The organism is Kineococcus esterisolvens, assembly GCF_050871405.1.
Classification (GTDB): domain Bacteria; phylum Actinomycetota; class Actinomycetes; order Actinomycetales; family Kineococcaceae; genus Kineococcus.
On the sequence record NZ_JBJLRI010000007.1, the window covers coordinates 20,547 to 33,655 of the forward strand.

The following is a 13,109-nucleotide window of genomic DNA, read 5'->3' on the forward strand; positions in this document are numbered from 1 at the left end:
TAACCTCCGGGGAGGGGCCGTGGTCCGCCCGCGCACCGTCAGCGACGAGGAGGTCCTGGCCGCCACCGCCGGGGTCCTCCGCCGCCACGGCCCGGCGGGCACCACCCTGGCCGCCGTCGCCCGCGAGGCCGGCGTGTCCGCCCCCGCGCTCGTGCACCGGTTCGGCTCCAAGCGCGGTCTCCTGCTCGCGTTCGCGGCCCGTGCCGCCGCCGGCGTCGCGGACGGGTTCGCCGCCGCGCGCGCCAGCACCGCGTCACCGCTGGCGGCCCTGCACGCCGCGCTGGCGGCGGAGGTCGCCGACGCCGAGGACCGCGACGAGGTCGCCCACGACCTCGGCTTCCTCCAGCTCGACCTCACCGACGAGGAGTTCCGCGCCCACGCCGCCACCCACGCCCACCGCACCAGGGAGGGGATCGCCCGGCTCCTCGCCGAGGCCGTGCGGGCCCGTGAGCTGCGCGCGTCCACCCCCACGGACGCCCTGGCCCGCACCGTCCACGTCGCCTCCCACGGCGCGCTCGTCCTGTGGGCGCTGGCCGGCACCGCCCCGCTGCGCGAGGAGCTGCGCGCCGCCGTCGACGCCGCCCTCGACCCCCACCGCCCCCGGACCCGCCGAGCACCAGGAGGACCACCGTGAACCCCCCGACCCCCGCGCCCTTCACCGGCGCCGTGTTCATCGCCACCAGCCTGGACGGGTTCATCGCCCGCCCCGACGGCGACCTGCGCTGGCTCACCGAGCGCGGTGAGGACATCGGCGAGACCGGCTACGACGAGTTCATCGCCGGCGTCGACCACCTGGTCGTGGGCCGCGGCACCTACGAGAAGACCCTCAGCTTCGACGAGTGGCCCTACGGGGGCAGGCAGGTCCTCGTCCTCAGCAGCCGGCTGGAGGCCGAGGCGGACCCGCGCGTGCGGGTCGTGCCGGACCTCGACGCCCTCGTGGCCGCCCTCGCCGCTTCCGGTGCCCGCCGGGTGTACGTCGACGGCGGCCGCACGGTCACCTCGATGCTGGCCGCCGGGCTCGTCCACGAGCTCACGATCACCACCGCTCCCGTCCTGCTGGGCGAGGGGCTGCCCCTGTTCGGCCACCTGCCGCGCGACGTCGCCCTGGAGCACCGCACCACCACGGTGCTCGGTGCGGGTTTCGTCCAGTCCACGTACGCGGTGGTCGGGTGAGGTGGCCGGGCCGCGGCGCGCGGGAAGCCGGCGGGCCGCGCCGTCGTTGAGGGGCTCGTGCAGGACGTCCGGGTGAGCCCAGCGGTGACCGTGCCGGCGGCCGAGCTGACCGAGCGGTTCTCCCGCGCCGGCGGACCCGGCGGGCAGGGCGTGAACACCACCGACTCGCGGGTGGAGCTGTCCTTCGACCTGGCCCGCTCGGCCGCCCTCCCCGCCCACCTGCGCGAGCGCGCCCTGAGCCGGTTGTCCTCACGCCTCGCCGGCGGCGTGCTGACCGTCGTGGCCAGCGAGCACCGTTCCCAGCTGCGCAACCGGGAGGCGGCGCTGGAGCGTCTGCGCGACCTGCTGCGCGACGCGATCGCCCCGGCGCCGCCGTCGCGGCGGGCCACCCGGCCCACCCGCGGCTCCCAGCGCCGCCGCCTGGACGGCAAGCGCCGTCGCGGCGACGTCAAGCGGCTGCGGCGCAGCACCGACGACTGACCGCCCCGGCCCACCGCCCCGGCGCCGGCCGGACCGCACCGACGCGACCGGGGGACCGCCGCGGCGGTGCGGCGCGGCCATCGGTCAGGATGGGGGGCGTACCGGTGCAGCTGGCGTGGCGCCAGGGGATCGTCTGGCGTCAGGAGGACGTGCGTGCGCGAGGACCCGACGCGACCCGGCCCGCTCGCCGCGGGTGAGGGGCTGGAGCGGCTGGCGGAGCTGGCCGCCCGGCTGCTGGGCGCCACCTCCGGGCGGGTCCGCCTGCTGGACGACGCGCCCGGCGCCGCCCCGACCCCGCCCGCTCCCGACGCCGAGGAAGCGCTGGTGCAGTGGCTGTGCGCCCGCACCGCCGCCTCGGGCGCGCCGATGGCCGTCGCCGACGCCCGCGCCGACGAACGGCTGCGGGACCTGCCGCCGGTGGCCTCGGGGGCCGTGGGCTCCTGCGCGGCCGCCCCGCTCACCCTCGAGGACGGGCGAGCGGTGGGGGCCGTGTGCGTGCTGGGCGCCCAGCCGCGTCCCTGGGACGAGGACGACGTGGCGGTGCTGCGGCAGGTGGCGGCCGCCGCGGCGGCCGAGCTGCAGCTGGCCGCGCTCAGCAGCGACTACCGGACCAGCAAGGCGCTGCTGGAGGTCTCCGTGCAGGCCGCGGGCATCGGCACCTTCGACCTGGACGTCGACAGCGGGCACCTGGTGTGGGACGAGCAGATGCACGCCCTGTTCGGGGTGCGGCGCGAGGACTTCGGCGAGGACGTCGACGCGGCGATGACCCGCATCCACCCCGAGGACCAGGCGCGGGTGCGCGCCGACGTGGCGGCGGCCGTGGAGACGGGCGTGTTCACCTCCGCGTTCCGGGTGCTGCTGCCCGGCGGCGCCACCCGCTGGCTGGAGGGGCGCGGGCGCACCCTGCCCGGTGCGGCCGGCGCGTCCCCGTGGCTGGTGGGGGCGGTGCACGACGTCACCGCCCAGCGGCAGGTCACCGAGCGCGTCGCCGCGGCGCTGGAGTCCATGGCGGTGGGCTACGCGGTCCTCGACACCCGGTGGCGGCTGGTCTACGCCAACGCCGAGGCGGAGCGGATCGTCGGCACCCCGCGCGAGCGGTTGCTGGGGCGCACGCTGTGGGAGGCGTTCCCCGGCACCGTCGGCACCGCCTTCGAGCAGCACTACCGCCGCGCCGTGGCCAGCGGGCAGCCGGAGGTCTTCGACGCCCACTACCCCGAGCCGCTGGACGTGTGGTTCGAGGTGCGCGCCGTCCCGGACGAGGACGGGCTGGCGCTCTACTTCATGGACATCAGCGCCCGCAAGCGGGCCCAGCACGCCGCCGAGCGGGCCGCGGCCCGCGCGCAGCTGCTCGCCGCGGTCACCGAGGAGCTGACCCGCTCCCTGGAGGCCGAGCGGGCCGTGGACCGCCTGGCGCAGCTGGTGGTGCCCGCGCTGGGGGACTGGTGCGTCATCACCCTCGTCGACGACGACGCCCCGGCCGGCAGGGCGGCCGGGGCCGGCCCCGCCGCCCCCGCCCCGGCCGAGCTGCGGCGCGGCCTGCGCGACGCGGGCTGGTGGCACCGCGACGAGGCGGCCCGCCCGCTGGTGCGCGAGTACGCCGAGCACCGCCTCGACGAGCTCACCGACACCGCGTTCCTGTGGCAGGCCCTGCGCCGCACCCACCCGGTCGTCGTCAACGACGCCACCCGCGCCGTCACCGGCGTGCTGGACCCCGGCGGGCGCGTGCGCGGCGTCCTGGCGCAGCTCGCGCCCACCGCCGGCGCGGTCCTCCCGCTGCGGGGGCGGGGGCGCACCGTCGGCCTCATGACCGTCTTCACCGGACCCGACCGGCCCCCCCTGACCACCGAGGAGCTGGCCACCGCCACCGAGGTCGCCGCCCGCGCCGGCCTGGCGCTGGACTCCTCGCGCCTGTACCGCCAGCAGCGCGACCTGGCCGAGGCGCTGCAGCGGTCCCTGCTGAGCGAGCCGCCCGAACCCGACCACGGGCAGGTCGTGGTGCGCTACTCCCCGGCCGCCGAGGCCGCGCAGGTGGGCGGGGACTGGTACGACGCGTTCATGCAGCCGTCCGGGGCCACGGTGCTCGTCATCGGCGACGTCATCGGCCACGACACCCAGGCCGCGGCCGCCATGAGCCAGGTCCGCACGATGGTGCGCACGATCGGCGGGCTGGGCGACGACTCCCCGGTCCAGGTGCTCGCCAAGGCCGACCGGGCGGTGGCCAACCTGCAGATCTCCACCACCGCCACCGCGATCGTCGCCCGCCTGGAGCAGACGCCCGAGGAGATCGCCCGCGGCACGACCCGGCTGCGCTGGTCCAACGCCGGGCACCCGCCCGCCATGGTGATCACCCCCCGGGGGGAGGTGGTCGCGCTGGAGGGTCGCGACGCCGACCTCATGCTGGGCGTGCTCCCGGAGATCGAGCGCAGCGAGTCCGAGACCGTCCTGGAGCGCGGCTCCACCGTGGTGCTGTACACCGACGGCCTGGTCGAGCGCCGCGACCAGCCCCTGCAGGAGGGCCTGGCGCGCCTGCGCGCGACGCTGACGGAGCTGGCCGCCGAGGACACCGGGCTGGACGCCCTCGTCGACGGGCTGCTGCAGCGGATGCTGCCGCCGCGGCCGGAGGACGACGTCGCCGTGGTCGCCGTCCGCCTGCACCCCCAGGACCGCCCGCGCCCCGCCGAGGCCGGCCCGCGGCGGGTCCCCCCGCACGTGCCCGGCGAGCCGCCGGCACCCTGACACCGGCCCGGCCCCCGTCCGGGTGGCGGCCCCGTCAGGCGGCGGGGTCCATGGCGGCGCGCAGGCGCCGCAGCACGTCCTGCAGGAGCCGCGAGACCTGCATCTGGCTCACGCCGATGTCCTCGGCGATGCGGGCCTGGGTCCAGCCGTGCTCGAAGCGCAGCGTCAGCATCCGCCGGTCGCGCTCGGGCAGGCGGGCCAGCAGGGGCGCCAGCGTCAGGTGGTCCACGGTCGACTCCAGCGCGGCGTCCAGGTCGCCCAGGGTGTCCAGGACGCTCGTGCCCGAGCCCTGGCTGTCGTCGACGTGCTGGTCCAGGGAGTGCAGGCGGTACTGGTCGGTGGCCGCCAGGCACTCGCTCACCTCGTCGACGTCCACGCCCAGGTGGGCGGCGACCTCCGAGACGGTGGGCGAGCGGCCCAGGTCCTGCTCCAGCTCGGAGCGGGCGGCGCCCAGGCGGGGCCGCAGCTCCTGCAGCCGCCGCGGCGGGCGGATGCTCCAGCCCTTGTCGCGGAAGTGGCGCTTGACCTCCCCGGAGATGGTGGGCACCGCGAACACGATGAACTCACGGCCCAGCGCGGGGTCGTAGGCCTCGACGGCCTTCAGCAGGCCCAGGGCGGCCACCTGGTGCAGGTCCTCGGGGTCCTCCCCGCGACCGCGGTAGCGGCGGGCGATGCTCGCCGCCACGGGCAGGTTGAGGGTGGTGATCCGCTGCTGCAGCCGGGCGCGCTCGGCGGGGTCCTCCTCGGCGGCCAGGGCGCTGAACAGCTCGGCGGTCTCGGCCTGCACCGCCGCGTGGCCGGACACCTCGGCGAGCTCGGCGCGCTCGGGGGGACCCGCCGGGACCGCCGACCGGGCGGGCCGGGTGGTCGGGGCGGGCGGGGTGGCCCGGGTGGTCCGGGTGCCCCGGGTGGGCGCGTCGCCGCGGGCCTCCACGGCCGGGGGGTCGACCTGCGGCACGACCCTCACGGCGGGGAGCGTCGCCTCCCGGGGGCCGACCGGCGACCGGTCCGTCACGGTCTCCGCTGTCCTCACCGCCTTCCACGTCACCGGGCCCGGGACCGGGCCCCCGTGAATGGCAGCAGGCTCCGGCGGGGTCGGCAACCGGACGCCCCCGCAGCGGCCCGGCGGCGCGCCTCACGCCTCGAGCAGGCCCTCCACCTCGGCGCTCCAGCTGTCGGCGGCGAAACCGGCGTCGGTCATCGACTCCGCCGGCTCGAACCACACCGTCTTGCCGCCGCCGCGCTCCTCGGGCAGCGCTTCCACGCCCCACGCCGTCGACACCGACTCCAGCAGGCGCAGGCCGCGCCCGGTGGTGGCCGCCGTGCCCGGGCGCCGCAGCCGCAACGCCCTCCCGGAGGTGTCCGTGACGCCGATGCGCACCCTGCCGGAGGGCATCACGCACACGCCGACGCTGAAGGGGGTGCGCGCGTGCAGCAGGGCGTTGGTCACCAGCTCCGAGACGCCCAGCTCGGCGGACTCCTCCAGCTCGTCGGCGTCCAGCTCCTGCAGGGCGAGGCGCACGTGGCGGCGCGCCGCGGCCACGGTGCTGGCCAGCGGGTCCAGCAGCAGCGGCTCCACCGACCTGGTCACCCCCGGCGCGCGCTCGCGCGCCCGCCGGGTCTCGCGGTCCTCCCCGGCCTGCTCGCCCCCCGGCGTCACGTCCCGCGTCACGGTGCAGCCACCCCCGTCGCCCCGGTGCCCGCCCACGGCCGGGGCTCCGCCCCTGCCAGCTGGCGGGTGAACTCCCCGAGGAGCCACCGGCGGTAGGCCACCAGCGCCGGCGGGGCCGGCAGGGTCAGCAGCTGCTGCTCCCGGCAGAAGTCGTCGGCCTGCTCCAGCACGTCCAGCAGGTGCCGGGTGAAGGCGCCGGCCCGCGCGGGCACCTCGTAGGTGACGTCCGCGAACTCCCGCCCAGCCGCCGAGGCGGCCTCCAGGGCGGCCACCGGCCGCTCCTGGAAGGAGGCGTACGTGCTCTCCACGTCCTCGGCCAGCCGCAGCAGCCGCTGCGGCAGGGCCCCGACGTGCTCGTGGTCGGCGCCGATCTGCACCAGCGCCAGCTCCCGCAGCAGCTCCTGGGTGTGGTCGTTGAACGCCTCCCGCAGCCGCAGGGGCACACCGAGCAGGTGCACCGCCACCACTCCCGCGTCTCCGCCCACCCCTCGAGCTTGGCACGGCGAGGCCCCGCCCGCCCGGTGCAGGGGGCGGGGGCGGGGGCCGCACGCCCTCTGCTTGGATCGCGCGGTGCCACCCGCGGAGGTCCTGCTGCTGCTCGCCGCCGGGGTGGGGGCGGGTCTGGTGGGTTCCACCGCGGGCCTGGCGTCGCTGGTGTCCTACCCGGCGCTGCTGCTGACGGGGATGCCGCCGCTCACCGCGAACGTCACCAACACGGTGGCGCTGTTCGGCACCACCGTGGGGGCCACCGTCGGGGCCCGTCCGGAGCTGCGCGGGCAGGGGCGGCGGATCGCCCGGCTCCTGCCGGTGGCCGCCGCCGGAGGCGCCACCGGGTGCCTGCTGCTGCTGGGGCTGCCGGAGGGCTCCTTCGAGCAGGTCGTGCCGTTCCTCGTGGCGCTCGCATCCACCCTGCTGCTGCTGCAGCCGCGCGTGCAGCGGTTGCGGCCCGGGCGGCTCTCGGCGCGCAACCCGCTCGCGCTGCTGGCGCTCTTCGCCGTCGGCGTCTACGGCGGCTACTTCGGCGCGGCGGCCGGGGTGGTGCTGCTGGCGCTCGTGGAGGTGCTGTACGCGCAGACCCTGGCGCGCAACAACGCCCTGAAGAACGTGCTGGTGGGCGGCGCGAACGTGGTCGCCGCGGTGGGCTTCGCGCTGTTCGCCGACGTGGCGTGGGCGGCGGCGCTGGCCCTGGGGACCGGCTGCCTGCTGGGCGGCCGGATCGGTCCCGTCGTGGTGCGGCACCTGGACCCGCGCGTGCTGCGCGTCGCCATCGCCGTGGCGGGTTTCGCGCTCGCCGTGCGGTTGTGGTCCGGCGCCTGACCCGGCCGGGGACGCGTCCCCGGCCGGGCCGTGCGCGTCAGGCGGTGGTGCGCCCGTCCAGGAACGGGTAGTCGGTGTACCCCGTGGCGCCGGGGGCGTAGAACGTCGCCGGGTTCGGCTCGTTCTCCGGGTGCCCGCCGGCCCAGCGCTCCACCAGGTCCGGGTTCGCGATGACCATGCGCCCCACCGCGACCGAGTCGGCGACGCCGTCGGCGATCAGGTCCACGGCGTCCTGGCGGGTGGTCACCACGCCGAAACCGCTGTTCGCCATCAGGTGGCCCTCGAACCGCTTGCGCAGGCCCTGCACCAGGTCCCCGGCGGGGTCGGGGTGCAGGACGCTGAGGTACGCCAGGCCGAGCGGGCGCAGGCCCTCCACGAGCGCCTGGTACGTCGCCTCCACGTCCGCGGGGTCCTGCTCCCACGCGTCCTGGATGTTGTGGGCGGGGGAGATGCGGATGCCCACCCGGCCGGCGCCGACGGCCTCGGCGACCGCGGCGGCGACCTCGATGCTCAGGCGGGCGCGGTTCTCCGGCGAGCCGCCGTACTCGTCGTCGCGCCGGTTCGAGCCCGGGGCCAGGAACTCGTGCAGCAGGTAGCCGTTGGCGCTGTGGACCTCCACGCCGTCCAGGCCGGCCTCCACCGCGCGCCGCGACGCCGAGACCACGTCCTCGACCACGGAGCGGATCTCCGCGGTGGTCAGCGCGTGCGGCACCGGGTACGGCGCCTTGGTGCCGTCGGGCAGGTGCGCCTCGCCCTGGATCGCGATCGCGCTGGGCGCCACGATCCGGTCGGTCCCGGTGATGGCGGTGTGCGAGACGCGCCCGCCGTGCATGACCTGCATGAACAGGCGCCCGCCGCGGGCGTGCACCGCGTCCGCCACGCGGCGCCACCCCTCGACGTGCGCGGGCGTGACGATGCCCGGCTGGCCCGCGTACGCGCGCGACTCGGCGCTCGGGAACGTGCCCTCGGTCACGATCAGGCCGGTGCTCGCGCGCTGCGCGTAGTGCTCGGCGATCAGCTCGTTCGGCGTGCCGTCGGCCTCCGCGCGCATCCGCGTCAGCGGGGCCATGACGACCCGGTTCGGCAGCTGCAGGTCGCCGAGGGTCACGGGCGAGAACAGGTCCACGGGGTCGGTGTCCTTCCGTCGGGGCCGGCGGGGTCCCCGCCGGTCGTACCTGCGGAGCAACCCCGTTGCCGCGAGCATCCTTCCCCGCGTCCCCCGGACGGGCGCCGGCGCGCTCGTCCTGACGACCGGGCCCCGCCGGCGGCCTCGTAGAGTCCTCGACCGTGTCCGGAACCCTCGTCGCCGTCGTCTGCGGCCTCGCCGTGGTCGTGGGCGGATGGGCGGCCCTCACCGCCGCCCGCGACCGCCGCGTCGGGCGGCCCCTCCTCGCCGGGCTGGCCGTCGTCGAGCTGGCGGTGCTGGTCCTCGTCGTCGACGGCGTCGCGACGCTGGTGAGCGGCCCGCGGCCCGTCGAGCTCGCCACGTCGATCGCCTACCTCGTCGTGGCGCCGTTCGCGCTGCCCGCCGGCGCGTTCTGGGCCCTCGCCGACCGCTCCCGCGCCAGCGTCCTCGTGCTGCTGGTCGCCTGCCTGGCCGTCGTCGTCATCGCCTACCGCGCGTTCCTGCTGTTCCAGGTGACGCGGTGAGCGCCCCCGCCGCCCCGCCGCGGCGCGTCACCGGCCTGGGGCGCGTCCTCGTCGCCCTGTACGCCGTCTTCGCCGTGGCCGCCGTCTCCCGCGCGAGCGTGCAGATCGCCACCCGCTTCGCCGAGGCACCGCTGGCGTACTCGCTCTCGGCGTTCGCCGGCGCCGTGTACGTCCTGGCCACCCTCGGCCTGGCCCGCACCGGCGCCGGGTGGCGGCGCGCCGCGTGGGCCGCCTGCACCGTCGAGCTGCTCGGCGTGCTCGCCGTCGGCACCCTCAGCCTCGTCGACGCCGCGGCGTTCCCCGACTCCACCGTCTGGTCCGGCTACGGGCGCGGCTACCTGTTCATCCCCCTCGTCCTGCCCGTGCTGGGCCTGGTCTACCTGCGGTCCGAGTCCCGTCACCCCGCACGGCCGTGAGCGCGGCCGCCGCCCCCTCCCGGCGCGCCGGCGGGCTGCTCCTGCTCGCCGTGCTGCTGACGGCGTGCTCCATGCGCTCGCCGCTGACCGGGGTGGGCCCCGTGCTGGCGCAGGTGTCCACCGACACCGGCCTGGGCGCCACCGCCGCGGGCCTGCTGACGTCCCTGCCGCTGATCGCGTTCGCCCTGGCCTCCGGGGTCGTGCCGCGCGTGGCGGGCCGCCTCGGCGTGCAGCCCACCGTCGTGGCCGCCCTGGTGGTGCTCGTGGCCGGGGCGGCGCTGCGCTGGGTGCCCGGCGCAGCTCCGCTGTTCGCCGGCACGGCCCTGATCGGCGTCGCCATCGCCGTCGCCAACGTCCTGCTGCCGGGGGTGGTGCGCACCGGCTTCCCCACCCGCCTCGCCCTGGTCACCAGCGGCTACCTCGTCGCCATGCAGCTCGCCGGCGGCGCGGCCTCCGGCACGGCCGTGCCGCTGAGCGCGCACCTGCCCGGCGGGTGGCGCACCGCCCTGGCCGTGTGGGCGCTGCCGGCGCTGCTCGCCGCGGTGCTGTGGGCGCCGCTGCTGCGCGGCCGGGCCGGCGCGCCGGCGGGTGCGCGGCGGGCACCGGTGCCGTGGCGCTCGCCGCTGGCGTGGGCGGTGACCGCCCACATGGGCGCCCAGTCGTTCGTCTTCTACTGCCTGCTGACGTGGCTGCCCACGCTGCTGCAGGAGCGTTCCGGGCTGGACGCGGTGAGCGCGGGCTGGCAGCTCACCCTGCTGCAGGGGGCCGGCGTCACCGCGGGGTTCCTCGTGCCCGCCCTGACCCGCGGTCCGGTGGGCACGAGGCGCACGATGGTGGGCGCCGCGCTGGTGGAGCTCGCCGGCCTCGCCCTGCTGCTGGCCGCCACCGGCGGGGCGGCCCGTGCGCTGGTCCCGCTGGGCGTCGGCCTCGTCGGCCTGGGCGGGGGAGCGGCCCTGGTGCTCGCCCTGGCGGCCACCGCCTCGCGCGCCGCGGACGCCGCGGGGGCGGTGGCGCTGTCCGGCATGGCGCAGTCCGCCGGGTACCTGCTGGCGGCGGCGGGCCCGGTGCTGGTGGGCGCCCTGCACGCGGCGACCGGGTCGTGGGCGGTGCCGCTGGTGCTCGTGGCGGCGGCCGCGGCCGCGCAGGCGGTGGCGGCGCGGCGGGCCGGTGCCGACGAGGTGGTCCGCGCCGCGGGCTGAACCTCACGTGGTGGCGAGCTCGAACCACACCTTCTTGCCCAGCGGGCCCTCGTCCAGCTCGGTGCCCCAGCGGCTGGACAGCAGCTCCACCATCGCCATGCCGCGCCCGCTCTCGGCGTCCGCGCGCTGCGCGCCGATGAGCGGCATGCCGCCGCCCTCGTCGGAGACCTCCAGCCGCAGCGAGGACCCCCGGCGGGCCAGCGCCACCCGGACCATCCCGGAGCCGTGCACGACGGCGTTGGTGACGACCTCGCTGGCCAGCAGCAGCAGCGCGTCGACGGTGTCCTCGGAGACCTGCGAGGCCTTCACCCAGGGCGCGCACCACTCCGTGACGAGCCAGCGGGCGACGCCGACGGAGCGCGGTGAGGGCGGGAGGACCACGTGGAACACCGGCCCTCGACCCCCCGCTGCCCTCGGGCGCCGCGGCGGGCCCGCGACGCGATCGTCCGTCACGCCGAGGACCGTGTGAGCACAGTCATCAGCGCGTGACTGACAGTCAATCACCCGATCGGCCGGTTGTCCCCGCGCCCTGCCGGTCCGGCGCCTCACACCGGCAGGTCCACACCCGCGACCTCCAGGACCGTCAGCACGGCCAGCACGCTGCACACCACGCCGCCCACGCGGCTGACCGTCGCCACGCTCAGCCGCCGCATCAGGGTCGCGCCCGCCGCGGCCGCCAGCCCCGACACCACCAGCAGCGCCGCCCACGCCCCCGCGAAGACCGAGACCGGGTCCTCGTAGCGGGCCGCCAGACCCGCGGTGAACAGCTGGGACAGGTCCCCCCACTCGGCCAGGAACACCACCCCGAAGCACGTCAGCACCGCCCGCACGCCGCGCGCCCCGCCGCGCACCTTGCGCTCGTACTCGTGCAGCGCCTCCTCCTCGGCGGCGCGCGCCTTCGCCGCGCCGCGGAACAGGGTCACCGCGCCCACGGCGAACAGCAGCGCCGCCACGGCCGCCACCGGGCGGTCCGGCAGCTGCGCCAGCAACCGGCCCGCGACCACGGCGATGCCCGTCTGCACCGCGAACGCCAGGGCGACACCCGCCCACGCGGTCAGCGGGCGGAAGCGGGTGGCCAGGACGAGGGTCGCCACGAAGGTCTTGTCCGGCAGCTCCAGCAGGAGCACGGGCAGGAAGCTGGCCAGGACGACGGCGGCATCCACGGTGGGCGGTTCCTCTCCGGCGCCGCGCGCCGCGGCGGGAGCCCGGCACGCACGCGCCACGGGCACCCCGGCGTGCGCCGGCGGTGCGTGGGCGTGAACGGTGCCGAAGGTCTCGCCCACCCGCGCTGCGGGCCCACCGGCCGGGCCCGGGGGCCAGCGTGTCGACCGGTGACGTGCGGGCTACTCCCCCTCGTCGCGGCCATTCCAGCACACCCGCCGCGGCCGGGGGAAATCCTCCACCGGCGACCGCTCCGGCCCCCGCCGTGCCGACGAGAAGCGTTGCACCGCAAGGGTTCGGGAGGATCGGTTTCTTCGGGGCGCTGCCCGTCCGGCCCGCGGCCCACCGGTCGGCGGGACCCCCGGCCGCCAGGGTCGCGGGTTCGGCGCGGCGAAACCTCCGCGCCCGCCGCCCCTGCCAGGCTGTGCGGGTGCTGCGACCCCCCGCCCCGCGCGCGGTCGGCCGCCCGTGAGCGCCGAGACCCTCGCCGCCCTCGGGCCGGCCACCCTCGCCCTGCTCGTCCTCGCGGCCTTCGGTGCCGGCTGGATCGACGCCGTCGTCGGCGGCGGTGGCCTGGTGCAGCTGCCCGCGCTGCTGCTCGTGCCCGGCATGGACCCCGTGCAGGCCCTGGCCACCAACAAGCTGGCCGGGGCGATGGGCACCGGCACCAGCGCCGCGACCTACTACCGCCGCGTGCACCCGCCGCTGCGCACGGCCGTGCCCACCGCCGTGGTCGCAGCGCTCGGCGCCGCCGGCGGGGCGCTGTGCGCGGCGGCCGTGCCCGACGGGGTCCTCACCCCCGTCATCCTCGTCGCCCTCGTCCTCGTGGCGGCGTACACGCTGCTCAAGCCGGACCTGGGTGACGTCACCGCGCTGCGTTTCAGCGGGCACCGGCACACCGTCGTCGCCGCGCTCACCGGAGCCGTCATCGGCTTCTACGACGGCATCGCCGGCCCCGGCACCGGCGCCTTCCTCGTCTTCGCCCTCGTCGGCCTGCTCGGCTACGCGTTCCTGCAGGCCAGCGCCACCGCGAAGATCGTCAACCTGGCCACCAACGTGGGGGCGCTCGTCGTCTTCGCCGCCCACGGCGCGGTGCTGTGGCGGCTCGGGCTGCTCATGGGCGTCGCGAACCTCCTCGGCGGCTACCTGGGCGCGCGCACCGCCGTCTCCGCCGGCAGCCGGTTCGTGCGGGGCGTGTTCCTCGCCGTGGTGGCGGTGCTCGTGGTCCGCCTCGGCCGGCAGGTCCTCGGCGGCTGAGCCGGCCCGATCACCACGGGCCGGGTGGTCCGCCCCGCTCGCCTACGC

General features: G+C 77.4%; 15 protein-coding genes. 9 read left to right on the forward strand and 6 right to left on the reverse strand.

Annotated features, from left to right (window positions below; translation table 11 throughout):
• Window positions 1-19 precede the first annotated feature (19 nt).
• From ACRYR8_RS04360 to ACRYR8_RS04375, 4 genes are all read left to right on the forward strand, one after another.
• Window positions 20-634 carry a TetR family transcriptional regulator gene (locus ACRYR8_RS04360; protein ID WP_432482854.1) on the forward strand — a complete coding sequence of 205 codons (615 nt, stop codon included), beginning with the start codon at window positions 20-22 and terminating at the stop codon, window positions 632-634.
• Window positions 631-1,173: a dihydrofolate reductase family protein gene (locus tag ACRYR8_RS04365; RefSeq protein ID WP_432482855.1), complete on the forward strand. Its 543-nt coding sequence runs from the start codon at window positions 631-633 to the stop codon at window positions 1,171-1,173. Before ACRYR8_RS04360 ends, ACRYR8_RS04365 begins: the two co-directional genes overlap by 4 nt.
• A 72-nt stretch (window positions 1,174-1,245) precedes the next feature.
• Window positions 1,246-1,653, forward strand: a complete 408-nt coding sequence (gene arfB / locus ACRYR8_RS04370; RefSeq protein ID WP_432482856.1) for an alternative ribosome rescue aminoacyl-tRNA hydrolase ArfB — start codon at window positions 1,246-1,248, stop codon at window positions 1,651-1,653.
• Window positions 1,654-1,806: 153 nt separating this feature from the next.
• On the forward strand, window positions 1,807-4,389 hold the full coding sequence (locus ACRYR8_RS04375) for a SpoIIE family protein phosphatase (RefSeq protein ID WP_432482857.1): 2,583 nt from the start codon (window positions 1,807-1,809) through the stop codon (window positions 4,387-4,389).
• A gap of 34 nt (window positions 4,390-4,423) precedes the next feature.
• Here ACRYR8_RS04375 and ACRYR8_RS04380 read toward each other — a convergent pair whose 3' ends face one another.
• The 3 genes from ACRYR8_RS04380 to ACRYR8_RS04390 form a co-directional block, all read right to left on the reverse strand.
• Window positions 4,424-5,356, reverse strand: coding sequence for a SigB/SigF/SigG family RNA polymerase sigma factor (locus ACRYR8_RS04380; RefSeq protein WP_432482858.1), 933 nt, complete (start codon window positions 5,354-5,356; stop codon window positions 4,424-4,426).
• A gap of 168 nt (window positions 5,357-5,524) precedes the next feature.
• The gene (locus ACRYR8_RS04385; protein ID WP_432482859.1) at window positions 5,525-6,061 is read right to left on the reverse strand and encodes an ATP-binding protein; all 537 of its coding nucleotides are present in this window, start codon (window positions 6,059-6,061) and stop codon (window positions 5,525-5,527) included.
• Window positions 6,058-6,546, reverse strand: a complete 489-nt coding sequence (locus ACRYR8_RS04390) for a hypothetical protein (RefSeq protein ID WP_432482860.1) — start codon at window positions 6,544-6,546, stop codon at window positions 6,058-6,060. Before ACRYR8_RS04390 ends, ACRYR8_RS04385 begins: the two co-directional genes overlap by 4 nt.
• A gap of 85 nt (window positions 6,547-6,631) precedes the next feature.
• Between ACRYR8_RS04390 and ACRYR8_RS04395 the strand changes: the two genes are divergently transcribed.
• The gene (locus ACRYR8_RS04395) at window positions 6,632-7,378 is read left to right on the forward strand and encodes a sulfite exporter TauE/SafE family protein (protein ID WP_432482861.1); all 747 of its coding nucleotides are present in this window, start codon (window positions 6,632-6,634) and stop codon (window positions 7,376-7,378) included.
• 37 nt (window positions 7,379-7,415) lie between these two features.
• On the opposite strand, the gene ACRYR8_RS04400 is transcribed toward ACRYR8_RS04395, so the two are convergent.
• Window positions 7,416-8,504 (reverse strand): alkene reductase, encoded by a 1,089-nt coding sequence (locus ACRYR8_RS04400; protein ID WP_432482862.1) that lies wholly within the window; start codon window positions 8,502-8,504, stop codon window positions 7,416-7,418.
• 161 nt (window positions 8,505-8,665) lie between these two features.
• Here ACRYR8_RS04400 and ACRYR8_RS04405 point away from each other — a divergent pair, with 161 nt between their 5' ends.
• The 3 genes from ACRYR8_RS04405 to ACRYR8_RS04415 are packed head-to-tail and all read left to right on the forward strand — an operon-like array spanning window position 8,666 to window position 10,643.
• Window positions 8,666-9,028, forward strand: a complete 363-nt coding sequence (locus tag ACRYR8_RS04405; protein ID WP_432482863.1) for a hypothetical protein — start codon at window positions 8,666-8,668, stop codon at window positions 9,026-9,028.
• Window positions 9,025-9,444 (forward strand): hypothetical protein, encoded by a 420-nt coding sequence (locus tag ACRYR8_RS04410; protein ID WP_432482864.1) that lies wholly within the window; start codon window positions 9,025-9,027, stop codon window positions 9,442-9,444. The genes ACRYR8_RS04405 and ACRYR8_RS04410 overlap by 4 nt, the downstream gene beginning before the upstream one ends.
• Window positions 9,441-10,643: an MFS transporter gene (locus ACRYR8_RS04415; protein ID WP_432482865.1), complete on the forward strand. Its 1,203-nt coding sequence runs from the start codon at window positions 9,441-9,443 to the stop codon at window positions 10,641-10,643. The genes ACRYR8_RS04410 and ACRYR8_RS04415 overlap by 4 nt, the downstream gene beginning before the upstream one ends.
• Before the next feature lie 3 nt (window positions 10,644-10,646).
• Here the strand turns inward: ACRYR8_RS04415 and ACRYR8_RS04420 are convergent, their stop codons facing one another.
• Complete coding sequence (locus ACRYR8_RS04420; protein WP_432482866.1) at window positions 10,647-11,033, reverse strand: ATP-binding protein; 387 nt, start codon at window positions 11,031-11,033, stop codon at window positions 10,647-10,649.
• A gap of 155 nt (window positions 11,034-11,188) precedes the next feature.
• The gene (locus ACRYR8_RS04425; RefSeq protein ID WP_432482867.1) at window positions 11,189-11,806 is read right to left on the reverse strand and encodes a TMEM165/GDT1 family protein; all 618 of its coding nucleotides are present in this window, start codon (window positions 11,804-11,806) and stop codon (window positions 11,189-11,191) included.
• Between the two features lie 466 nt (window positions 11,807-12,272).
• Here ACRYR8_RS04425 and ACRYR8_RS04430 point away from each other — a divergent pair, with 466 nt between their 5' ends.
• Complete coding sequence (locus ACRYR8_RS04430) at window positions 12,273-13,061, forward strand: sulfite exporter TauE/SafE family protein (protein WP_432482868.1); 789 nt, start codon at window positions 12,273-12,275, stop codon at window positions 13,059-13,061.
• The last annotated feature ends 48 nt before the right edge of the window (window positions 13,062-13,109 follow it).